Below are 23,773 nucleotides of genomic sequence, written 5' to 3'. Positions count from 1 at the left end.
TGCAATTCACATTGCTTTAATTCTTTTTTCAATATGATTGATTTCTTCATCAGATAATCCATATTTTTTATACAATTGTTGATCAACTTCTTGACTTGAAACAAGCCAATTAATATCCGAATTATTAGAGAAATCCTGTAAAGGAACAAATTTGAATGTTTTAGAAGTTGCATCTTGACTCCCTTTTGCTAAACCATGAAGATATCTAGTAAATTTAGTAGTAAAGTACTTTGAAAGATTATTACACGAAGCCTCGTCTAATTCTAAATCTGCTCCTACTACAAGATATGATTCTGTGCAAATTGTTTTTGGTGTTCCAGTAAATGTGTTCAAATTATCGTCATTTAATTCAGTGCCAATGTTATTCGCTCGAGGAGTAAAAACTTTCCAACTATCAATCCATTCAGGGCGAACTGTAACTTCCTCTCTTTCAAGATAACCGATTGTTTTCCCTTTTCCATAACAGATGATTGGATTAGATAACCCTAAATTTGTACGTCGGAAGTTCTTGTCTTTTACAAAATATCCTCTAAAGCCAAATGGTCTAAGTGGTGAAATATAGTTAAGCATGATATCTGTATTTTGAGCAAATACTTTAGAAAGAATAGGAACTGCTTTTCCATTTCGAACAAAAATGTCAGTGCCTTCAATTTTCATTGGTCTAATGATATCATCAATGACCACATTTTTTTCGTGGGTAACAACTCGTGTGAGATTTTGGCTATTATCATAATTTTTATCCCACAAGAAGTAACATACCCCGCCACGAATATTAGTATTAGGGAATATATCCTCAGGAGTTAACCAGTCGTGAAGCTCTCGTAGATGAATATCATTTAGCATTTCATCGCGAAAATCATCTAACCCTTTCCCTCCTGCATACCAACGGGTTGGCATAATGAATGATACTAATTCTGGATTAAGTTCTTTTGCTAAGCGTACAAAATGATGATAAATTGGGCTAGCACTTGCTTGCGCTCCGCCGTCCATTTCTTGATATGGGGGATTACCAATAATTACATCAAACTTCAAATTCTCATCTCCAAAAACTTCTTGTAATTTCTTTTTAGAATTATTATTTTTGGCATATTCGGTTAGATCACATTCAACAATATTATCACTAGAAATATTGTTGAAATCGCCAAAAATATAATTCTTTACAATATTATAAATGATGTTACTTGGCGCACATGCATATACCTGATTTTCGAGGATCCATTTAATACGTTCATTGTAACTTGGAATTTGTTCTTTCAAACCTTCATTTAAGCGTTTAACAATTTCCGTGATATAAAGCCCACTTTTCGTATATAAATCAACAAACTTAACATTATAGTTACTAAAGATATTTGGATTGTTTTCTTCAACTAAATCAAGCATCAAATTCACTACTCTTCGAGGAGTGAAAATTTGGTTTGTTTGCTGTGGTGGAATGTAATCGTAAATATCTTCAGTAAGCGTTTCGTCAAAATAGTTTGATAATCTTTTCTTTGTATTGAAGAATTCTTTGATACTAGCGTCGAACACTACTTCATTGAATAGACCTGAAACTTTACGGTTATTTCCTTCTTCGTCTACATAGTCAAACCCGTCACGTAATTTCCTGAACTCATCAATTGTAATACTGGTTAATTCTTCAAATGTTGCTTCATCGATGTTCTCTTCAAAACTAGCCAAATTCGTACTATCATCACCATAAGCCATAAGAAAAGCAGGTATAGTTCTAGCAAATCCTCGCAAATGATCTCGAACATCATCTTCCGTGGTCTTCTTCTTCTTCTCTTCCACTTTGACAATTTCTTTTTCGACTGCAGTTTCAACCGTTTCACTTACTTCTGTATTAAGTTTTTCAGTAAACGTTTGATTTACTTCTACCTTTTTCTGTTCAAATTTTGTGTTTAGTTCTTCTACTTTAACTTCGTCATGAGCGATTTGGGCGTTTTGAATTTGTTTGGTAAAATCCTGTTCGATTTCTTGAATTTGATTATGATATGTTTCCACATTTTTCTGAACCACGTTTTTGATTGCTGAAGACACTTCATTTTTTGCCTTATCCGTTTGAGTATTATTCAGGTTGAATGTTTCTTTCAACTTGCTAAACCCTTTGTCTAGGGTGTCTTTGATCTCATTTGTAATCGTGGTAACTTCAGGTGTTTTAGGGATGTCAGGAGTTTCTATAACCTTATAAATAGCGTCTCCAAAAATATCTTTCGTATGGTTAATAACAATATCTGTAGGGACATCAACGTTTCCATTTTCATCAAGCATTGGTTTTGTTACGTTTACTTCTCTACGATCTGCTAGACGCTTATTTTTTTCAGGCTTAATCTTGTCTAGGATTTCCTTGAATGGTGAATTTCCACCAAATATACCTGAGATATTCGCAAATAAAAGGTTACTCATAAACCCACGTTTTACAACCTCTGTTGAGGTGATATTTGTTGGAATAGTTAATACCTCTGTTGCATCCAACTCGTGCATGTTACCTTCCTCATCTTCCCCGATAACCGGAAAGAAGTTCAATAGCTTTTTAATCTTCTTTTTACGTTCCCCACTTGTCTTTGAGCTGCCACTTGATAAGTTATTAGCAAATTCGTCAAAAAGTAATAATGTGCGTTCTGGCGCAAAATCGAAGATATAGGCGTTTTCTTTCCTGTACAGCTTACCGTCCCTAACCTCCTCATATGGATTTTGGGCACGGAACGAGGCTTGGAAGTATAAACTAGGCGACTTTATGTTGTTAAGCATAAGCACTGCAGACCATTCAGGAATAGTAACACCTGTAGTTAGTTGTCCAACAGATAAAGTTATGGTTTTTTTATATTCAGATATTGTCTTTCTAACCTTATCAAAACTCTTCTCATTTTTTTTGTAGTTTTGTCCTTCTTCTTCAATGTTCGGGATATTATCAACGCTTATTCCGTCACCAGCCGCAAGTACAATCTGATATTCTCCAAAAATAGGGTGAGATTTCAACAACATTTCAAGGGCTTTAGCGGAGTTAACCCTTGGTAATAGCCAAAAAGTATGGTTTAATTCATCTCTGAGTTCGTCTGTTGCGAAAGGAAATTTACCTGAAGACAAATTATCAAGGAATTTTTTTACGCTTGCTTCATATTCAAACTTTCCGTCTTCACGCACCCTGAAGAATTCATTTAAGTCGAAAGCAAAGTCAACATTACTTTCATCGTCTAAAGTTAAACCTTTAGACACTCGGTCTTCTATCATCTTGCTCATTTGATAAGTAAATAAACTAAGTGTTGGTAGGTTTTCGTAAGGATTGCTTCCAGTTGTGTAGTCCCAATTTATTTTTTCTTCTTGTTCATTGACATATGACCAATTGAAAATCTGATTTTCATTAAACTTGTTGTTTGCCAAAGCTTTAAAAGGAGTACCTGATAAGTGCAGAGTGAAGTTCCGTTTGATTCTATCAAACGCCACGTCCGTTTTTATGGTATCCACTCCTTCGTGTGCTTCATCAATGACTAGTAGATCCCAATTCAATCCACCAACCCAATCAAGTTTTTCATAGTTACCCCCTGCAAATTTCGCACCTTTCAAGTCTTGGAGTGAAATGAAGGTGATTTGGGAAGGGTTTTTATGTTCAGTAGAGTTTAGAAAATCAATGTAATCTTTACGAGATAACGCCTTATTTTTTAATGAATCCGTTTCAGAAACAAATTTCATTCCAGTTTCTTGCCAAGAAATGAACTTCTTGAAATCATCAAACCATGAGTTCGCTATGGCTGGCCTGTTGGTTACAATTAGTATATTAGCTGCGTTAATTTTTCTAACAAAGTCATATGTAGTCAACGTTTTGCCAAATCGAGGTTTTGCATTCCAAAGAAATTCTTTTGGTTCCTGTTTACTATTGTAATAATCAAGAGTGAGCTGAACTGCTTTATTTTGTTCATTACGTAGTGTGTATGTCAAATTATTATTATCAATTTGAATCTCATCATAATCACGATTTATATACTTGTCAGTTAGAATTTCTGCCAATTCAGGTGTTCCATTAAAAAAGAACCATTCATCTGCATGCCTATTAAAATCTTTTTTCTGAATCCCATTCTGTTGGAGGAAACGGTGAAGTGACTTATCATGAAACCATGTGCCATCAGACTTCTTTGCTATCTTTTCAAAAAGAATATTTGGATTAAGGCCTGCTGTTCCAATCTGTTCAAAAATCCTTTTTCTGACTTGTCTATTGGTATCACCTATTTTTATGTAACCTTCTCGTGAAGGAATTTCCGGCAAAGTGTAAGCATAAATTTTCAAGTCTAATTCTTCATAAGGTCTAATAACTGTTTTATCCATTTATTTCCTCCATAACTTCCTTGTAGACATCCGTTATCTTTACAGGAATGTATCTCATTCTTTTTGCTTCTATTACAGGAATTTCTTCATTGTTAAATAGGTCAAAAAAATCTAGTTGTTTCACTTTTTCTGAATGGATAGAGGGCTCTCCATCTGCTTTTTTTACACCCTCAATAATATCCTCGAGCGTATACTCAGTACGTTGGACTTTAATGGTCTTAGTGTTGGTACGAAGGTTTACAGGTTGCCATTCACTAAACACGATAGGATTACCACTAGCAGATGATTTAGTTAGAAAGTTCCCTTGTGCAATATTTTTAGAAATAATTAATTTTGCACTGTCTAAAACCTTATTCTTCATTTTTGCACCGTGTACTATGGCTTGTTGTTGATATGCTTCATAATAGACCTGATGCATATTCATAACGCATTTTTGAGCGTTATCTTCAAGCAATTCGACGCCATATAACGTTGACAACGCTAAAAGTGAATAGTTCTCATACTGAGTTAAATCATTACCGTAATTCTTTAATACCATCTTCATTTTTTTATTCAAAACCTCGACTAGAAACGCTCCTTCTCCTGCACCAGGCTCTAGAAATGTAGAGGTTAAGTTTTGGCATGCTTGACGTATATGAGGCAAGTCAAGCATCTTTTTTACGATCCTTTTTGGGGTGAACACCTCTCCATGATTTTGAACACGCTTTTTACTTTTAATTATTTTTTCATTTACTGATTCGAAAGTACCACTCATTTTATCTTCCCACCCATAAAAATTTTAACGCAAAATAACAATTTATCCATTTTAATGTAAACCTAGAATCTATTATACAGGCTTGCTATATCTTTGAGTTGATTTATTATAAAGTATTTATGCACCTGAATGTCAATTGGGTTTGTTTATTTCTTGTATCAGAATTTGGTTCGTATGTACTACCTTATTCTGAATTGTCGGGGTATCTGTTTGTTACATTAATAACAGTAATAATCGGCTTGCTTCAGAGATCGACCCTTCGCAAGCCGATTGCATTCTGACTGCGTCTTTCATGCAATACGGCATTTATCTGTTGCTTCCTGCAGGTCAGCAACTCATAAAATGCCTTTTTTATAACGGCTTCGGGCATCGAATCCTTGCCGTTAGGCGGCGGCATTCCTTTCGGTCTGCTTTTCGCCGCCAGTGGGTGCGGTTCTTCTCCTTCCTTCGTTCTCTTTAGTGTAACAACTTCGCTTATGACAGCCGGAAGGGCGGGCGTTCGGGGAAAGAAATCGGCAAAGCCAAGTTGGCTAAACCAGCGTAACCTTGCAAAGTACGCAAGCTAACGCTGGCTAAGTCATTGGGCTTCACTCGTTTTCTAACGAAAAAGTCCGTAAATCATGGCCTTTTCCTACCCCTCTCTGGCAAGTTCGCTTCTTCGTGAGCGAACCCTTCCCCCTGTTTGCGCGAATTGTTCAGGTTTCCTCAAACGCGGAAGGGAGAGAGTTAAATGGAAACAATCTATGAAGTAGTGAGGATCAAACAGGTAATCAAGGAAGTGGAGGCAAGCGAAAAGTTCGTTATTCGTTCGCCACAGGATGCTGCGGATGTTGCAGCTCAATTTATTGGAGATGATGATCGTGAGGTGTTCTTCGTGATGTGTCTTAACACGAAGAATCAAGTGGTTGCGGTGCATCGCTGCCATGTGGGAGGATTAAACGCCAGCATCGTTATGCCAAGAGAGGTATTCAAGTCCGCAATCCTAAATAACAGTGCATCGATCATTGTGAGCCATCAGCATCCAAGTCAAGATGTCACTCCATCTCGAGAGGACATCGAGGTGACATCAAGGCTTGTAGAATGCGGAAAGATCCTAGGGATTGATGTGCTAGATCATCTCATCATCAACACGAAAGCTAAATACTACAGTTTGAAAGAGAATGCTAGATTGTAAGAGAGAGGGAGGAAACCCTCCCTTTTTTTGCTCGTTTCTGCCATTTATATTGAAATTTCTTTGTATACAATGTATACAAAATTCTGTATACTTTGTATACAAAGTATACAGGAGGGTGAAACATGAAAAATGCAACTCGTCGAATTGTTGAGAAGTTTCCTAAGCTTGAGGGTAAACTACATGCCTATAAGAACATACTGCTGGTCGATGAAGCGCTGAAGGAAGTAGATTATGTTCAGGCAACGTTTTTACAGTTAGCGTGGTTTTTTGAAGACCCGGAAAAGGAGTCGTTTGATCTTGGTTTGCTGTATCGTCACCTTGATAATGACTGGCTAGAATTTGCCCTGGAGTTGATGACGGAATATTTCAGGAAGGATACGTATTTGATTCAGAAACCAACGTATTCTTTGATTCGTGATGGATCTCACTATAAAAGCATGAGTCAGTTTGCGGACTACTTAAGTGAACAAGGGCTGCGGTACGATCGACAGAAGTTGAATTTATATTTTGAACGCGGGAAAGTACCGCATCCCGATCTTGTTGTAGGCGGAATGAAGTATTGGTCCGATGGGACGGTTCAGACATATGCAGAACAAGAGATAAATCGAATGGGATCCATCCAACAGGAGGCAAGAAAATGACACTTGTTCAATACAATCAACGCTATGAGGAGATTATGCATACAGACTGGCCCCGAGATAAAAAGGACAAAAAATTGGCTGAGCTCATGACAGAAATGGAGCAGGTGTACCAGATTCCCATGTTAAGGAATGAAGATTGGGAAAAAGAGAACAAACGAGTGATCGCTCTGTATAGAAAGTCCTTTTAAAAAAATAAATCGATCTCCGGAGTGCTTAGAAGATCGAATGTTTATCAGCAGGCGGTATCACGCCTGTTTTTTCTTTTTGTTTTTGAGGGGGATGCCCCTCTTTATGCTTTGTTCAATCGCTTTTTTTGCTAGTACCTGCGCTTCTTCTTTCGACATTTTCATTTACTTTTCCCCTTTGCTAGTACTCTTATTAAAAGTATGGCCGGGTTTTTGAAAATCTAAACATATCTATCCCCCATCTCCCATATATATAAAACAAAGTCTAGGACACTCTGACACTGTCCTAAGTGAAAATGCGGAAAAGAGGGGTAGGAATGGAGAGAGAAGAGGCCGTTATGACGAAGAACAGGAAGAAAAGATCAGATGCAAAACGCGACATCAAGCCGACAATTTCTAGCAATCTTAAAGATTGTATATATAGCTTGTCTTATATTACACATACACCTGTAAAGGACGTAGCCGTTCTTTTATGTGAAAAGGGATTAAGGTCAAGAAAAGTCATTGAACACCTATCGCAGCACTTCAGAAGAGATTACCAATTCATGAGTACGGTGTTTATAGGGGAATGGGGAAGAGAATCCTTGCAGCGGAAATGCCAACCAGGAAAAAACGAACGGATCACTGCTCGCTTCTCCCAAACGTCTTATGAGGATATATACGTTTTATCTTCTGCTCTAGATGTCACGCCGTCCAAAGCAACAGCTTTGTTGTTGGATGCCAGTATACGCAATGTGAACTTGTTGAATGCTTTTGTGAAAGTATCCCTTCAGGAACATTTGGACGAGGCAAGAATGAAGGAGCTTAAACATGTGCTGAAATACATCAATAAAAATAATCCTTACAGCGAGGAGATATCTTGGTTTACCTTGATGGATATGATTTTTCAAGATATGAAAGAAAAAGCAGGTGATGTGAAAGGGATGGTTTCCGACTGGTTAGAGAAATACAAGTGATTGCAAACGTTCAACGATTCGTAGGAGCTGCATTGAAGGATCGTTTAGATTAATTCAGATATCTGAGGACTTATAAACTGGTGATTAGAGAGAAGGATGAATCCTTCTCTTTTTTTTGCTTTAAGCAAAAAGATTTGTTGTCATGACTGTATTCGCCTTTAGGCGGAAATTTGTCTTGAGAAAAGGATTTTGAACGATTTAAAACCTTTTTCTTGAGCGGCTGCACGACAACCTGTAAAAAAGCAAAGAACGCTTTTTAACAGGCTGTAACGTGTCGCTGACGGCACTAAATGGCTCGATAACCACAGCTTGTACGTCTCATACTTCGCCTACAATCTGTAGGTTCCTGATCCATTTGCCATTCTGGCCGTACCGCACGAGCCGATAATCTTTAACGAATAAAATCAAAAGCGGAAAGCAGCCCTACGGCTGCTATTGAATAAGATTTTGCCCTTTGCCTTCCGAATCGTACAATTACACAATCCGAGCTAACCTTCCCGCAAGTCGAGCCTCCTAGGCTTTGCCCTCAATCTGCGGGAAGCTAAGTCGGATAGAAACAAGTCAAGGGGCACAAAACTTTTTTATTAAATGCGCTTCGCAACATAAAAAACTTTTCCGCTAAAAGCTCCCTTGACTCCTTCTCTATGCTCATTGTTCGTTTCTCCTGTCAAAGGGGCAAAATCCTTCCCTTTGGGGAAAGCTTCCGCTTCGGAAGTCAAACATCAAAAGGAGGAAAAGCGAAATGAAAAAAAGCGTGTATGAAATCGTTACAGAGAAGGTCATGGAAGAGCTAGAAAAGGGAGTTGTACCTTGGCGCAAGCCTTGGATTAACGGGGGTGCGGTCAATTGGAAAACGCAAAAGGCGTATAGAGGAATCAATGTTTTTCTTCTAGAATCCGGAGAATATGCGACATATAAGCAAATTCAAGAAGCTGGTGGAAAGGTAAGAAAAGGCGAGAAGTCACATATCGTGGTCTTTTGGAAGTGGTTAGAGAAAGAAGATGAGGAAAGTGGGAAAGTCGAAAGAATACCTTACCTTCGGTACTACCGAGTATTTGAGATCAATTCCCAGGTGGACGGGTTGGAAAGTAAACGAAAAGAAACGTCATTCGATCATGATCCAATTGGTAAAGCTGAAGAAATTTATAAAGACTATATCAACGCTCCCGATTATACATTCTACTCAGGTAAAGCCGTTTACTATCCAACGCTAGATAAAATTAATTGCCCGCCATTAAAGGATTTTCCAAAAGTCGAAGAATACTACAGTACCTTGTTTCATGAAATGGTCCACAGCACAGGGCATAAAAATCGGCTAGCTCGTTCAGGAGTGACTACTCAAGACGTAGCATTCGGGGATGACGTTTATTCCAAGGAAGAATTAGTGGCGGAAATGGGGGCCGCAATGCTTTGCGGTGTTGCGGGTATTGACAACAACACCATTAGTAATAGCGCCAGCTATATCCATTCATGGCTAAGGTCATTGAAAGAAGACAGTCGTCTCGTGGTTCAAGCAGCTGCACAAGCCCAAAAAGCAGCTGATTACATTCTAGGAGAAGAAGAAACTGAAGGCGAGTAAAAAGCAGTAACTTATACCATCACAAGCACAAAGGATCGGTCATCTTCCTGTCGATCAAGGAAGATGACCTTTTTTAAAAAAATCAAGCTTCTGTTATTTAATTCCTAGTAATTCCTAGAATGGCCAACTGGGAATTAAAACGGAAAAAGGAGGAAAGACGATGATCGTAAGAAAAGAAGGACATTTTTTAATTCGTAAGGATGGAAGTAGTTAAATATCGTGTATACCGAAAAAGAACAAGGGTAGGATTGTTTCTTCATTTAAGTCGAGCAACTAACTATCTTGAAATGAGATTACGAAGAGAACGTGAGGAGTATCCTAATAAATTGTTAAAATAGTGCCTAAATGGTGTAATTTAGTTAGAACGTTCAGGAACAGGCATATTTCAATGGCATAAGTCATAAATGGATGCTTATACATTCAAAACATTGAAGGGGGTAAAGCTGATATGAAAAATCAAAGTGTTATTACTTGTCCTTATTGTGGTAGCGAACTGGTGCAGCAGCAACGGGAATACTATTGTGATTTTTGTGTAATGAACGTTCCAGAGACGCTTGTGCAACGCAATCATGAAAGGATTTCAGTTCGTGTCAGAGATTTTGCGCTAGAAGTCCATCTTGAGAGGACAACGCCTGAATTAATGATGCTATCGACCTTCGAGTTGCTTAGGTTATTGAAATATGCACGAGCTGAAAGAACATCTTTTTATCGTTATCTAAACACCTTTTATAAGGCTCGCAAGCACGGTAATACGGATGAGTTTAAAGAGTCTGAAGAATACAGTGGAACGGAATATGAAAAAATTACGCGTAAAATGTTTGTTCTAGAAAACATTATTCGTCAGCGGTTGGGGTATGTTCCGCATCGAATCACGGAAGGGTATTTGGCAAAATACGTAGACTACATGAAAAAGGATAAGCATAAACCAATGGTAATCCGCCAGCAGAGAAATGAAGAAAAGAAAGCGTGATGTTTTTTCTTCAAAACCTGGGGGGAATTAGGTAAAGTACTCATAAATACTCTTTGTGCTTGAGTATTGTATGTTACTGAATAGCTCCGGTTGATCCCCGGAGTTATTTGATTGCATTAATTGTGTTTAAATGGTCAAAATCAGGTGTCAAACATGCAGTTTATTAGAATAAGAAACAAATTAATTTGATCAGTAACGGGTGAATGACAATAAAAAAACGACCAGATTCTTCTGTTCGTTTACTTTGAGCTTTCTTTAGCAAATGCCCCCAATCGTGCAATAACTTACTTTAAAAATCGTCCATATTCCAGTTCCATTTTGCATTGATAATTTCTAAAAATTCTTCGATTTGTTCTTTTGATAAATCTTTTTCCCCAGTTAACTTATTAGCGTAAGATTGTAAAATCCAAGTTTCACCATAAGGTTTATCAGGTGCTTTCCACCTCACACCAAACCTATAATCATTTCCATCAATTTTTACTTCAACTGATAATATATCTATATGAAGAATAAAATCTCTCATTTCCATTACTCTCAAGCCTCCTTGTTAATTATCGTGCTTGTTTATTTAATAAATTCCTTAAAAAGTACGTTAATCCTTCATGGATTAACGTCCCTATAATCGAACAGTGTGATGCATTATAGTTCTGTTAAATAAGGGCTTGTTTCAATACAAAAATTATCAAGCCACAAACTACCGTTACTCCTACGAATGTCCCGAAAATAAATACGGGTGAGACTGATCTTCTGAACTCCACTTCTTTGGGAAGATTATTTACACTCTCCCACGCACTATCTATATCTGGGACATATCTTTTGGTCTTTATGTATCCAACTACCAACGTAATTAGAAAATAAATCAAATGAACAATAACAGAGCCTATAATTGCTTGAATTATTGTACTCAATCCTTCACACCACCAATATAGAATTATATTTAGTAAAAGCTGTATTTCTATAAAAATTTATTCCATTAAACTTCCGATTGCTGAATAACTGATATTTCCATTTTAACATAGTTGTCCCATCTACCATTTTTAGCTCTTTTGCCAAAAATGGATATTGAAAGTATTGATTCACACACCATTCAACGCGCTTCTTCTTTCGTCATTTTCATACTCGCCTCCCCTTCCGGTAACCCGAGTATGGACAACGGTAAAACATATCTTTTCCCCATCCAAAATATAATACATAGAAATAAATCTAGGACACTGTCCTAAACAAAAGTAGAACCCAATAGGTAAAAATTAAGGGGAAAGAGGCATTGGAAACCAAAACGAGAAAGATTCGCTCTGACAAAAAACGAGACGGTCAAACCGACACTATCAAGTCATCTCAAAGATTGTATTTTTCGCGTATCCTACATACGCCGGTAAAAGATGTGGACGAAACATTATGTGAAAAAGGACTGCAATTGAGAAACGTGCTGGAATATTTATCTCAATTCTTTCAAAGAGACTTGCAGTTTGTTAAGACCGTTTTATATGGGCGATTGGGAATCATTATAAAAGAAAGTACAATCAGGGAAAATGAGAGGATCACTATTCGATTTACAAAAGCATCCTATTCACTGTCTCGTGCATTGGACGCGACTCCCTCGAAAGCGACAGCTTTATTAGATGGATAAATATAAATAATGATTTTTAGTTAGAAAAGGATAACCTTTTCATTAGAAAATTTTGACGTGAAACCCACTCTATTAAATGTTTTCTATATTTCTAAGTCCCTGATAATTTATAAGTAACGGCTTTTTTCTTTTAAATAACCAACAGAGACATGAATTTAAAATGAACCTACTATTTTACTAAAATAGTAGGTTCATTGAGCAAAAGTGTAAAACCTTCAAGCTATACTTACATATAAGTAGCGACATTGGCTGCTCGTTTTTTGTTTTAAATGTTTTTTTTTGTTTTATGAGTTTACCGACATCATCAAAGAAAATTCTTAAATTTTACAGCCTTAATTCAACGTCCTTACATCATTGGAATACTCCTGGTGAAGTGTTTACATCATCCTCGTAGTTACAATCCTTTTCCATCGAATCTAGATAATGCTTCCATGTATCAGTTAATACTGTTTTATAATTGATAATAAAATTTTCTATAAATTGAATTTGCAATAAGGTGTTTTGTGAGTAGAATTGCGGGGAGTTTTTAAGCATGTATTTCAATATATGCCAATTACCCGTAGTCAACCGTTTAGGATTATCAGTTTCCAAAATAGTTATTTCATATAAATAATCTCTAACTTCTTCTTTAATAGTATTTAAACTACATACCTTATTCAGCATTGGACCAACATTCAGTTCAATTCCTTTATTAATGTACTGAAGGGGAACATCTGAATGAATGTCATATCGTTTAAGTTCAAACTGATTGAGATTAAGATGGTTACGCAACTCAGAAGGTCTCGTAACGTATTTTTTTAAAGTATTAAGCATTCGATATTTTACCACCCAAGGTGTTCTTAATTGTGTGAATAGCTCTCTCGAAGAAGAGAGTAATTGGGTCTTTTCGTCATAAAGCATTAAATTACAGATTTGACATTGGTTTTCATTTTCATAATAGAATGCTTGATAAGGTAAGTATCCATCAATTAAATTGTACCCGTCACCATTTTGTTTTGGTGATACTGTAAGCCTTGAATTGAGAAAATCATTTGCTTTATAATATTTTAAATTTTTCTTTAAAGTAAACTCTGAAGGTTTGTAATAATAAAACAAGTCAATATCTTTTAAAGGGAGTAATATCCTAATCATAGATGTCATCGCCTCCTAACTCTCTTTAACGTATGTGTTAGGTTAAATGTCCTATGACTATTTAGAAAGTGTGAATTTCCGACAAGTGTTCTATAAACTAACTTTCGCTTATAACATGCTAATTTCATGCAATTGAAATGCTTTGAAGTGTTTGAAAGATGGAAAGAGTGCCTCATTTGGTCACGAACGGATGCCGAACGATTTAAATTTATATCTGAGATAAAGAGTGTCCGGAAGCATAATTCAGGAGTTGTTCAAGAGAATAGAATGTTAAGATGAAAGAAAATAAGCCCCCCTGGGGAAGAGGCTGAAGCTACCTACTAAATAAATGTTAAAGGCTGCAAATTTTTCTTATCAGGTCTTTTCTAATGTAACGTTAACTCTAGCCATACACTTTGATAACGATTTAAATAGGCAACCTATAATTGGTAGAGTATACTAATTAAAGCAGAAGAAAATAGGGGGATATTATGAAGAAAGAAATAGAGCTTCTTGGAGAAATTATTTTAAATCGTAAACATGAGATAGCAGAGCAGGTGCATTCGGACAGGATGGCTGAGGTAGTTTTGACAGAACAAGAGAGGAGAGAGTTTGAGTTGATAGAGCCCAAAATCATGGAACTTCGGGCTTCGTTCATCACTCTATTTGGAGAAGCGTTAGTTGATTTTCATAGGGAAGAATCAATTGAGAAAATCGCCCGATGGGGAAGAGAGACTGGGGAATACCTGTTCCAATTAGGTGCACCTCTTGATGAAGCGTTAAAAGATACTAGCTTTTACAGAGAATACATATGGAGAGCGATTAAAGAAGAAGTGATTAAGAAAAATATGTCTACTTCAACGATCTTTGTAGTTATTGATACGCTCGATCCTCTTCTAGACCATGCCGTTTATTGTTTTAGTTTAAACTATGTCCAGTCTTATCAAAAAGTCCTTGAACAGGCAAAGTCTGCGTTCTTAGAACTATCCATTCCTGTAGTGCCATTAACGCAAGGGACGGGAGTGTTACCACTGATTGGGAACATCGATACTGAGCGAGCTAAGCTGTTGATGGAAGAGACGATGAACCAAGCTATCAAATTAAATCTACAGAATCTAATCATTGACGTATCCGGAGTGATGTTTGTTGATTCGATGGTGGCTGATCAGCTGTTTAAAGTCGTAGAAGGGCTATCTTTACTAGGGGTAAAGACGGTAATGACTGGTATTCGTCCAGAGGTCGCACAAACCATGGTTGCATTGGGTCTGAACATGCATAAATTGAATATAAAAGGTAATCTCCACCAAGCATTCAATGAAATACAAATGCATAGATAAAAGCATCTGACCTGAATTAATAATCCGAAGCTCATAAGAACACCTCTTCAGACTTACGAAGAGGTGTTTATTTGATCTATTCGTTAATTGCTGCCATTCTTCCGAAGTTACTCATCTTTAGTATTTCTTTTCGCTCTACAAAAAGCTTAATATAAGTTTGTTCAATAAGTTCCATAATAAAAGCGTTAATCCTTCTTTGGATCAACGCACCCGATTGTTTAATAGTAATACTTAGTTGGCAAAGTATGATCTTATCTAGAGTTCTCGAAAAAGTTTCCTTTGTTTCATATAATCAACAGCCTTTGTTTTATTCTTTTGCTTCAAAATATGTTCTTCTTCGTTTTTTTCTCTATAATAAACATTGAATTTATCTTTAGAATGGATATCTTCCGATATAGCAATTTTAACTGCACAATGTGGCTCTTTGGTATGAGTGCAATTAGTAAACTTACAGCTTCTAGATAAATCTATTATGTCTTCAAATACAAAATCAAATTTATTTTCATTCATTTTACAAACCTCACTCGATCTAATTAAGTTATGTCTTCTGTTATTCCACAATCCTGCACGTTTGTTCAATAAGTTCCATAATAAAAGCGTTAATCCTTCTTTGGATCAACGCACCCGATAGTTGAAGAAAAAACTTATAAATTGAATAAGTATAATTTATGGTGCTTATGATATAAGAAAGAACAAAATAAGGAGGTGACTACACTGTCCAAGATTTTCAAATCGTTTACCCTATTGTTAAGTCTATTTCTTTTATCATCTTGTAACTTGATTGATTTAATGAATGTTAAAGGTGAAAAAATTTGGGTTACGGGACATCAAAATGAAAATAAAACGCTTAAGATAAACTCAGTAACAAAAAATGATAAGCAGCTAGAAATATACTCAATTATAGATGTATATAATAAACAGGGCATTTTTGAGTACACCTATATATTCCAAATGCAAGGAGAAAAAGAAAAAGGGATTACTATAAATAGTGACAAACCACTTACTATTCTTACTAAAAGAATCGGCTTAAATGACAACACTAAACTAAAATTGAATCAGAATGAAAGAAAACAAGTGAAGAAGTATGTCTTTTCAAAAATGAAATTACTGCAATGATTTATTTTCCCATAAATTACTCCTTATTCCAAAATCCTGCACGTTTGTTGAATATGTCCAATAAAAAAAGGATGCTTTTCCTTCCTAAAGAACAAGCCCGAAAGTATACAGTTACTTGAATAAAGATTTTAGTCCTTCAGAAACAATTACTACATCCTGAATTTCATATTTATCGTTAGGAGTTAAGTTAAGTAGAACCATTTTTCCATTATCAAACTCTAACAGCTGATATGTTTTATAAGTTGTACCCGCACTCATTAAGTCATTGATCTTTTTAAAATCTTCATCCTTCATTTGTTTCTTTCGGCCTTCGGCCAAAAGAGTTCTAACAAGATCGTAATTTTTAACACTAACTGCTTGTTTGAATGCTAATCCTACATCAACAGCCTCTTTTTTAGTTACTTCATTATAAATATTAATCCCTAACACGAGATTTAGACACACAGATAAAACAATTACAATGCTTTTGAGATTCATATTTCCACCCCTTTAATTAAAGGTATTTAAACCCTAAACTTATAATTACTATTCGTGTTCGAATCCTTTTTTACTGTAATTGCCCCGTTACAAGACAACAATAATCGAAACTAATACTGCTTTGTTTTTTGGGGACAATACCTTTGAGGTGGTTGAGGTGATTAAAAAGGCATTAGTATCTATTCTTTTCTTCCAACTAATTTCAACAAACGCTATTGCTCAAACGAATCAAAATCAGCAAATACAAATATTCGATTTAAATAAAGGCAAGGTTATAAAAGTTGTACCGATGAAAACGGATTTACAACAAGAAGCAGAAAAGTTTATTGAAGGCATAACAGGCGTATATGTTAAATATAATCCTATTCCCAAGAAAGGATACGTGATTAGGATGCCACTTGAACCTACTATTAGGGTTGAAAATCAATGGCTTGAAGACCTTGTTGATGAGGTATCAATTCTATATTCGGATCAAGAAAAGCCGTACATTATGGTATTTGACGAAGAAAATAAAACGTATTTCTTTACGTTCGAAGGGAATACAGATCATTTATTGCGTTTATTGAAATTTAATCCTCAGGTCAAACATGAATATTTTAAATAGGTTTGTGTTAAGTCAACCTTAAGATATTTTAAGCATACCAGTTTTTTTTAACTAATACCTAGCGTCTTATAAAAGCCTTCATTTCCAGTGGTGGAGATCTCAATACATGAGAAATATCTACATCGTAACCGCCTGCGTTAAAAATTCATCGGTTCGGAATAAAAAGAAGCATGTTGACATCTTCTAGTAATAGAGGTGATCAACGTTTTTTTTATGAACTAGAAAGAAGCTCAACCTGTTTATTTCATTCCTTTGAGCGAACACCCACAGCATAAGTGAAATACTGCTCATTACAAGTAATGCTATTGGCAACAAGAAAAACCAGTCAGGATGATAATGATGGACGATGGTGTAGTGGCCAACACTAAATCTTTCCGTTACATAAAAAAGCTCAGTGATGAGGTTTCTTTTTTGTGTTACCCACTCATCTTCTTTAAAGAAGTAAAAGGATTCTGAAGTGTGAAATTTCTCGTTCATCGCACTTACCATTCCTTTAATTTCAGCCAAGTCTCCGTCAGAAGGTTTACTCACTTCAAGGCGTTCCAGAAAATGATTCCTATCTAATTGGTATTTATCACTCATTGAATCAGCAACACGCAAGCTTATTATGCTTGTAACTAATAAGAATAAGGAGCACCAAAACAATTTTGTTTTCAATTTGCATCTCCCCTTTCATCGTTTTTTCTATTTGTACTTCTCTTTGTACTCGATCATTTCCTTCTGTTACCTATACACAATCATTATGTAAGGATAGGACTAGTTCTCTTTTTTTTCATATAGTAGAGTAAAAAAACTAGTTGTTAGGAGGGTTTTATATGAATCATCGGTTAAATCGAATCATTCTCTTAATGACCGTCATGTTTCTTTTCTCAGTGTACCTGTGGAGTTATGCACCCTCCGAATCTGCTCCTATTTATCTGTTGACTGAAGAAAAGTAAGAATTCATAGAAAAGCATGAGTTACGTAGTGCGATAATTGTTATTAAAGATATCTACCTTACAGATAGTATTAGCAATCATAGACCTAGAAGTTATGTATAATCGACTATTCCTAACTTATTAAAGTGAGTGATAAAAATTGGTGGATGACTAGCGTTAAGAGCGTGAATATGTATAGTATAGTGTATTGATATTGATATTGATATTTATATTTATATTTATATTTATATTGATATTGATATTCTTTTATTATATAGCACTGTTAACATATATGTTGAATTATGTTCATTTAAATATTAAGTCCTTTTATTGAATTGACATTCTAAGAGATCGGAAAAAAAAAGAAATGAGAAAAGGGGAAACTTAAGGCGAAGAGGAAAAAGAAATGAAGGTCCTTTACGGGTTCTGATATGTAAATGTGTTTGACGTATCAAATACGGATGGTGAAGAGCTTACCTCCCCCCGATGTAACAACATTGACGGGGATTGCTGCAGGAATGGAAATGTTTTGTTCTTGAAAATATCATCATTCGTGAACGTATGGGATATTATCCTAAAAAGTTAACGGAATCCTATTTTCAAACCATGGTAGAACGAACAGAAGAATCTACTAAGAAAAATATGATAATTCAGCAACCTAAACCATCAGAATTCAATTCAGAATAGTAATAAATTATAAATTATTTAATGACATATGCTTATATGTTGTTGATGTTGAATTCTCATTCTGTTGGGTACTTGCTATTCTTTAGTAGAGTGTTTTGATTTTATCAATGCGTAATAAAATCGTATAGAAGTAGCAAAGGATTTTTTGCGTTCTTCTGTAAAAATCATTTAGCCTTTATTAAAAAGGAGACACAGTTTTGCGCCATTAGAAAGTACACTTATTTGAGCGATGTGTTTTAACAACATTTTATTTTTTCTATACTAAATGATCGCCTGTGGTTGATATATACTCTTTTATCTTCTTTTGATCATACTATATCCTCCTAGGAGACTAAATACTAAAAACAGCGTCACCCGTTGTCGGAATAAAGTGACTTCTGTCTATTAATTTATAAGAATCAACTTTTGAGAAACCGTCTGGTGAAAGTGTCGTCTAATAATGTATAGAAAAGGAGGGACGACGATTTTGATTAATAAAAAGAAACATCCAGCTGAAGAAAATCAGACCACATCAGAATTTGCAGATCAAGATGAACTTTCTCTTCTGATGAGAGAATACGGACAAAGAGTATTATGGCTTTCTTACTCCTATGTTAAAGACAAAAATTTGGCGGAGGATATTACCCAAGATGTGTTTCTAAACTGTTATGAAAAACTAGGAACGTTTCGTGAAGAATCATCAATCAAAACATGGATCTATCGAATCACGACGAACCGGTGTAAAGATGTGATGAAATCAAGAGTATATAAATATAAGAAAGTAACCCAGTCCTTATTCGATCAATTTGTTTCGAAAGATGATACACCAGAAGTCGTTCTAATGAGAAAGGCGGAAGAAAAAGAGCTTTCATTAGCCGTTCTTGCATTACCTCTAAAATACAGAGAGGTCATCTTTCTATATTATTTTGAGAACTTAAAAGTTGATGAAATTAGCAAGTTATTATCAATAAATGCCAACACGGTAAAAACAAGACTGTTCCGAGGCAGAGAGCTTATCAAGCAGATGTATGAAAGAGGTGAGGAGAATGGAAGATAAATTGAAAAAGCTGAGAGGAAGTATGAAAGCTTCTATTCTTAATGACATCACATTTGATGAGACTTTAGAGCAAAAGATACACGACCGTTTAAAAAAGCGAACCATTAAAAAGAAAAACCAATTCCTCTATACAATGAGTGCAGCTGTTTTACTTTTTGCTTTATTTATCGGTTCAGCCTTCGTTTCACCTGCAATGGCAAAAGTGGCATCTAAACTTCCTTACTTAGGACAGTTCTTTGAAACAAAAGACATCGTTATGGTCATGCATGAAGACTTCGTAGATAAAGGGTATAAGGTCGCGAGTGTAGGTGTTTCATATCAAGGAAAGAAAGAAGTATTGATCGTGATAGATGGGTCTTCTTCCTATTTTGACAAGGTAAAAGGTGGTGTGGAATCAACAGCATCAGAGCTTTTGAAGAGTAGAGATTATGATGCTTATTCGGTTGTGGTATCAAAATATGAAAATGATAAGGATGAAACAACTCCAGAACAGGAAGAGAGATTCAAGAAAGAAAGTGAGCTGTTTACAGCTCTTGATGGTGTATATAAAAAATACCAACTGACGGGGCTTAGTCTTAACTCTGTTAAAAAAGTGGTAGAAGTCGAGATACCTGATACAAATACAAAAATGTCTGAAATTGAGCAACAAGTTCAAAGTGTGATAAGAACAAAGACAAATAAGATATACACTGTAAAATTCAAAAAAGTAAATATGAAAAAAAGAGACCAAGATAGAAGATGGGCAGAAATTCTAGGCTTGGTCGGAGATGAGTTGATGGGGAAAAAAGTGTATAAGGTTACCGGATTAGGGTACTCCGTATATCCATCGCCAGAGATTATCTTCAAGACTTCTTTAAAAGAATCTGTTCCTGAAGCGGAAAATCATGCAAAAGAACTGGAGAAAGTTATTGAAGAGTTTCTGAAAACAGAAAAAATGCAAGCAAAAGTAAAAGGAGATTCATACAAGATAACCATTCGAAGTGAAGACTATAAGAAAATTAATTAGTTTTGAAATGGAGTTTAATTGTTACACAATATTATTCAATTGAGATTTTAATTTAGCAGCATCATTCTTTTGGAAAGATGTTAATAAAGCCATCAAAGACATCATTAACATATATGTTAATGATGTCTTTGATGTATAATTTATTGTTTTATAAAAACATAAAATTACCATGTGACCGAGTTCAGAGGGAACTTATTAAAAAGAGCTTTGATTTAAAACAGAGTCTCTAAAATAGTAAGATTCATTCAGTTACAGTAAATTAAATACCCCCTACTTATTTAATGGGAATTCAGCAACTTCTTTAAGACCATCGAAAATAATAACCGTACTGTCCGTAGCATATTCTCTTACTTTTTTTAAGTCAGTATTTTTTTTAATTTCGTATTCTACACTAAATAACACCTTTTTTTGCGTCCTTAGATCACCATTAGAAGATCCTCCAACTGGATTCAACTTAAATGTTGAAGATCTCGGGAATCTGCTCATTACTGAAGATAGTTTTTTTCCCGGAATAACTGCAATCTCCATGGAAGGCTGAGGATAGTAATGTCCACGGAATTCTGGATGTTTTAAACCTTTGGATGGAGTGTTATTAGTGATTAGAAAATCATACCTTAACACGTTGGGGATACTTAAAACATTGATTTCAGACTTTAAGATCTTATACTTATTTTCAGATGCATCTACTTTTATCCAAGTAGTATGAACAACAATAGTAATTATACATATAAAAAAAATCAGTTTTTTCATAGGTCCTCCTAAAATGAATAATCGTTATAGAATAACCTAGTTAAGTTTCTCTTATGCATCTTATGGAAGTTTATTTCTAATGGTTTTCATTGTGAAATCATTGTATCCGGCTCTTTCCACCAAACATAGCTGCCATAAAAAAATAACCACCCTGCTGGCCGCTGGTGATAGGTTACTGTTTCGTATCTTCTATTTATTTAAACCACCGCATTATTTACACAAGAGTCGTAATAAGGGTATCGGTAGGTGGCCTATGCTCTCTTTTATACTGTTCTATCTAATTCAATTATAAACCATTTTTCTATTTAAAGAATGTTTATTTTGGATAGAATCTGGTTGAAAAAATCCTTTCTTCTAATGTTATTATATCTTCTCTTTCCTTCATGATATTTTCAGTCTTTTTCTTAAGCCATATGACTTTTTCTATACCTAATTCTGACAAGTTTATGCTTACACTTCTCCGATCAAGCGGGTTGTACTTTCTTTGTATTAATTCTTTCTTTATTAGTTTAACACTGAGAGCAGATATAGATGGTTGCCTGACATTCATTTTTAGTGCTATTTCAGTAACAGTCATGTTTTTATAAGTTAACACCGGTTTACCTAATACATCTTCTTCTACAAAGTTAGAATAGTTCAACCCACTTTATTGATTCCTTTGTGGTTCAATTTAAAGATATAAGTAATGCGTTTACATATATCGAATAACAAATTGATACGCCTATAATGCCTATGTTAAAAAGATGTCTTATATTCACGACAACCAGCACTATCAGTCAAATAAGTTAATTAGGAATTTTTCAGGAAGGTCATTGTTCTCTTCGTTTCTAACAAGAAATCGAATCATTTAACCCAAGGGCACAAAACATCTCAACAGATTGGAACAAAATATCCTTCGTCAACAAAATTACAGGAGCCCTCTCTCAATACTCTTCAGCACTTACAGAAATCACTTATTTTTTTTGTAATACATTCCATAAAACTTGGAATACTTGAACTATATGAGTATGGCTTAACCGAGTTTAATTTCACCCTTTATAAAAATGATTATGATGCACAAACTCGTTAAAAGTCGTACCAAATAGATATCTTTGTGTGTGAAGGCTTGAACAAATTCATATAAACTTCTAAGGAGACCAAACATCATGAAAAAGTCAATATATTATAGTTTAACCATAATCGTGGCATTGTTGTTAAATGGATGTGGTTTACAAAACAATCCTAATCAGGAGGGTAAACATCCTTTAAAACAAACAAATAGTTCTGAACCTCTTCATGTAAAACAAGAAAGTAGAACTGACCCTATAAAAGAACAAATAAAACACATGACGTTAGAAGAAAAAATAGGTCAAATGATTGTTAGTGGTATTGAAGGAACTTCAATGACAACCAATACAAAAGAACTTGTTAACAAGTACAAAGTTGGTGGTGTAATTCTATTTCGTCCTAATGTTAGTAGTGCAAACCAATTGGTTACATTTACAAATGATCTTAAGAGGCAAAATAAATCAAACAAAGTGCCGTTGTTTGTTTCTGTGGATCAAGAGGGAGGCAGAGTGAATCGGATGCCCCTATCTGTAATCAATACTCCTAAAGGAAGAGAAATAGGAAGAATAAACAGAGAAAAGTATAGCTATGGTATTGGCAATGTTATTGCCAAAGAGCTTAGATTGTTCGGATTCAATGTGGATTTTGCACCGGTTTTGGATATTCAAAGTAACAAATACAATACAGTAATAGGCGACCGTTCATTTGGTTCCGATTCTTCTATTGTTTCACGCCTAGGAATTAGTATGATGAAGGGTATTCACGACGGAAATGTAATACCTGTTGTAAAACATTTTCCAGGACATGGCGACACTTCAACGGATTCTCATTTAGATTTACCTGTAGTCAAACATGATATGTCAAGACTCAAGAAAGTCGAGTTAGTGCCTTTCAATAAGGCGATTCAAAACAATGCTGATATGATTATGGTTGCACATATACTTGTCAAGAATCTCGATAAGAACTATCCTGCTTCAATGTCCAAAGCAGTTATGAGTGATCTACTAAGAAAACAAATGGGGTACAAAGGAATCGTTATAAGTGATGATATGACAATGGGTGCGATTATGAAGCATTACTCGTTAAAAAAGGCTGTGGTCCGGTCTGTTCAGTCAGGTAACGATATTATCTTAATCGGTCATGGGAAACAAAACACAATAACAGCAATTAACGCACTAAAACAAGCTGTAGGAAATCACCAACTTTCAGAAAATACAATTGATCAAAGTGTTTACCGGATACTATCTTTAAAAAATAAATATAAGTTACAAGATAAAAGTACCCCTTTTGTTGATGTCCCAAGACTAAACGCAAATATAAGAGCTGCCATAAAATAAATTTGCACCGTAAAAAGAGGAAACCCTTTAACTTTAGTTTACCCACAATAGTTATACTTGCTGTCTAATAATAAATTAGATGGCATTTTTCATTTATAACCTCGTCTCTTCATGAGGTATCGTAAACCGTAAAAAATACGCATTAA

23 protein-coding genes are annotated in these 23,773 nt (G+C 35.3%); 14 read left to right on the top strand and 9 right to left on the bottom strand.

The window, feature by feature from the left end; translation table 11 throughout:
- Window positions 1–6: 6 nt before the first annotated feature.
- Together IHV09_RS19475 and IHV09_RS19470 are read right to left on the bottom strand one after the other, a co-directional pair.
- Window positions 7–4,317, bottom strand: coding sequence for an Eco57I restriction-modification methylase domain-containing protein (locus tag IHV09_RS19475; RefSeq protein WP_197265286.1), 4,311 nt, complete (start codon window positions 4,315–4,317; stop codon window positions 7–9).
- Window positions 4,310–5,071, bottom strand: coding sequence for an N-6 DNA methylase (locus IHV09_RS19470; RefSeq protein WP_197265285.1), 762 nt, complete (start codon window positions 5,069–5,071; stop codon window positions 4,310–4,312). The genes IHV09_RS19475 and IHV09_RS19470 overlap by 8 nt, the downstream gene beginning before the upstream one ends.
- 730 nt (window positions 5,072–5,801) lie before the next feature.
- On the opposite strand from IHV09_RS19470, the gene IHV09_RS19465 reads away from it, so the two are divergent.
- The 6 genes from IHV09_RS19465 (at window position 5,802) to IHV09_RS19440 (ending at window position 10,576) form a co-directional block, all read left to right on the top strand.
- Complete coding sequence (locus IHV09_RS19465) at window positions 5,802–6,245, top strand: JAB domain-containing protein (RefSeq protein ID WP_197265284.1); 444 nt, start codon at window positions 5,802–5,804, stop codon at window positions 6,243–6,245.
- A 122-nt stretch (window positions 6,246–6,367) separates the two neighbouring features.
- On the top strand, window positions 6,368–6,886 hold the full coding sequence (locus tag IHV09_RS19460) for a hypothetical protein (RefSeq protein WP_197265283.1): 519 nt from the start codon (window positions 6,368–6,370) through the stop codon (window positions 6,884–6,886).
- Window positions 6,883–7,074 (top strand): hypothetical protein, encoded by a 192-nt coding sequence (locus tag IHV09_RS19455; RefSeq protein ID WP_197265282.1) that lies wholly within the window; start codon window positions 6,883–6,885, stop codon window positions 7,072–7,074. Before IHV09_RS19460 ends, IHV09_RS19455 begins: the two co-directional genes overlap by 4 nt.
- Window positions 7,075–7,388: 314 nt before the next feature.
- Window positions 7,389–8,027, top strand: coding sequence for a hypothetical protein (locus IHV09_RS19450; protein ID WP_197265281.1), 639 nt, complete (start codon window positions 7,389–7,391; stop codon window positions 8,025–8,027).
- A 742-nt stretch (window positions 8,028–8,769) separates the two neighbouring features.
- A complete protein-coding gene (locus IHV09_RS19445) occupies window positions 8,770–9,606 on the top strand; it encodes an ArdC family protein (protein ID WP_197265280.1) in 837 nt (278 codons plus the stop codon).
- A 448-nt stretch (window positions 9,607–10,054) separates the two neighbouring features.
- Window positions 10,055–10,576: a hypothetical protein gene (locus IHV09_RS19440; protein ID WP_197265279.1), complete on the top strand. Its 522-nt coding sequence runs from the start codon at window positions 10,055–10,057 to the stop codon at window positions 10,574–10,576.
- A 289-nt stretch (window positions 10,577–10,865) separates the two neighbouring features.
- Here the strand turns inward: IHV09_RS19440 and IHV09_RS19435 are convergent, their stop codons facing one another.
- A complete protein-coding gene (locus tag IHV09_RS19435) occupies window positions 10,866–11,105 on the bottom strand; it encodes a hypothetical protein (protein ID WP_197265278.1) in 240 nt (79 codons plus the stop codon).
- Between the two features lie 735 nt (window positions 11,106–11,840).
- On the opposite strand from IHV09_RS19435, the gene IHV09_RS19430 reads away from it, so the two are divergent.
- Entirely contained in the window at window positions 11,841–12,203 is a 363-nt protein-coding gene (locus tag IHV09_RS19430) for a hypothetical protein (RefSeq protein ID WP_197265277.1), read from the top strand.
- A 351-nt stretch (window positions 12,204–12,554) separates the two neighbouring features.
- On the opposite strand, the gene IHV09_RS19425 is transcribed toward IHV09_RS19430, so the two are convergent.
- Window positions 12,555–13,334, bottom strand: a complete 780-nt coding sequence (locus IHV09_RS19425; RefSeq protein ID WP_197265276.1) for a hypothetical protein — start codon at window positions 13,332–13,334, stop codon at window positions 12,555–12,557.
- A gap of 470 nt (window positions 13,335–13,804) precedes the next feature.
- On the opposite strand from IHV09_RS19425, the gene IHV09_RS19420 reads away from it, so the two are divergent.
- Window positions 13,805–14,650, top strand: coding sequence for an STAS domain-containing protein (locus tag IHV09_RS19420; protein ID WP_197265275.1), 846 nt, complete (start codon window positions 13,805–13,807; stop codon window positions 14,648–14,650).
- A gap of 255 nt (window positions 14,651–14,905) precedes the next feature.
- Here IHV09_RS19420 and IHV09_RS19415 read toward each other — a convergent pair whose 3' ends face one another.
- On the bottom strand, window positions 14,906–15,160 hold the full coding sequence (locus IHV09_RS19415) for a hypothetical protein (RefSeq protein ID WP_197133501.1): 255 nt from the start codon (window positions 15,158–15,160) through the stop codon (window positions 14,906–14,908).
- A 279-nt stretch (window positions 15,161–15,439) separates the two neighbouring features.
- Here IHV09_RS19415 and IHV09_RS19410 point away from each other — a divergent pair, with 279 nt between their 5' ends.
- On the top strand, window positions 15,440–15,766 hold the full coding sequence (locus tag IHV09_RS19410; RefSeq protein ID WP_197133504.1) for a hypothetical protein: 327 nt from the start codon (window positions 15,440–15,442) through the stop codon (window positions 15,764–15,766).
- A gap of 111 nt (window positions 15,767–15,877) precedes the next feature.
- Here the strand turns inward: IHV09_RS19410 and IHV09_RS19405 are convergent, their stop codons facing one another.
- Window positions 15,878–16,243 (bottom strand): hypothetical protein, encoded by a 366-nt coding sequence (locus IHV09_RS19405; RefSeq protein WP_197133506.1) that lies wholly within the window; start codon window positions 16,241–16,243, stop codon window positions 15,878–15,880.
- 157 nt (window positions 16,244–16,400) lie between these two features.
- Here IHV09_RS19405 and IHV09_RS19400 point away from each other — a divergent pair, with 157 nt between their 5' ends.
- Window positions 16,401–16,847, top strand: a complete 447-nt coding sequence (locus IHV09_RS19400; protein WP_197133509.1) for a hypothetical protein — start codon at window positions 16,401–16,403, stop codon at window positions 16,845–16,847.
- A gap of 183 nt (window positions 16,848–17,030) precedes the next feature.
- On the opposite strand, the gene IHV09_RS19395 is transcribed toward IHV09_RS19400, so the two are convergent.
- On the bottom strand, window positions 17,031–17,504 hold the full coding sequence (locus tag IHV09_RS19395; RefSeq protein WP_197133512.1) for a hypothetical protein: 474 nt from the start codon (window positions 17,502–17,504) through the stop codon (window positions 17,031–17,033).
- Between the two features lie 158 nt (window positions 17,505–17,662).
- Here IHV09_RS19395 and IHV09_RS22695 point away from each other — a divergent pair, with 158 nt between their 5' ends.
- The 3 genes from IHV09_RS22695 to IHV09_RS19385 all read left to right on the top strand — a co-directional run bounded on the left by IHV09_RS22695 (window position 17,663) and on the right by IHV09_RS19385 (window position 20,493).
- A complete protein-coding gene (locus IHV09_RS22695; RefSeq protein WP_255520112.1) occupies window positions 17,663–17,785 on the top strand; it encodes a hypothetical protein in 123 nt (40 codons plus the stop codon).
- Window positions 17,786–18,917: 1,132 nt separating this feature from the next.
- Window positions 18,918–19,487: a sigma-70 family RNA polymerase sigma factor gene (locus IHV09_RS19390; protein ID WP_231618419.1), complete on the top strand. Its 570-nt coding sequence runs from the start codon at window positions 18,918–18,920 to the stop codon at window positions 19,485–19,487.
- Entirely contained in the window at window positions 19,477–20,493 is a 1,017-nt protein-coding gene (locus tag IHV09_RS19385; RefSeq protein WP_197133518.1) for a DUF4030 domain-containing protein, read from the top strand. Before IHV09_RS19390 ends, IHV09_RS19385 begins: the two co-directional genes overlap by 11 nt.
- Window positions 20,494–20,763: 270 nt before the next feature.
- On the opposite strand, the gene IHV09_RS19380 is transcribed toward IHV09_RS19385, so the two are convergent.
- Together IHV09_RS19380 and IHV09_RS19375 are read right to left on the bottom strand one after the other, a co-directional pair.
- A complete protein-coding gene (locus IHV09_RS19380; RefSeq protein WP_197265274.1) occupies window positions 20,764–21,243 on the bottom strand; it encodes a hypothetical protein in 480 nt (159 codons plus the stop codon).
- A 316-nt stretch (window positions 21,244–21,559) separates the two neighbouring features.
- Window positions 21,560–21,883 carry a MarR family transcriptional regulator gene (locus IHV09_RS19375; RefSeq protein ID WP_197265273.1) on the bottom strand — a complete coding sequence of 108 codons (324 nt, stop codon included), beginning with the start codon at window positions 21,881–21,883 and terminating at the stop codon, window positions 21,560–21,562.
- A gap of 505 nt (window positions 21,884–22,388) precedes the next feature.
- Here IHV09_RS19375 and nagZ point away from each other — a divergent pair.
- Entirely contained in the window at window positions 22,389–23,627 is a 1,239-nt protein-coding gene (gene nagZ, locus IHV09_RS19370) for a beta-N-acetylhexosaminidase (RefSeq protein ID WP_197265272.1), read from the top strand.
- Window positions 23,628–23,773: the final 146 nt, after the last annotated feature.

Origin of the sequence: Fictibacillus sp. 23RED33, assembly GCF_015903925.1 — a bacterium.
Lineage (GTDB): Bacteria > Bacillota > Bacilli > Bacillales > Fictibacillaceae > Fictibacillus > Fictibacillus phosphorivorans.
This window is presented reverse-complemented; position numbering and strand designations above follow the sequence as displayed.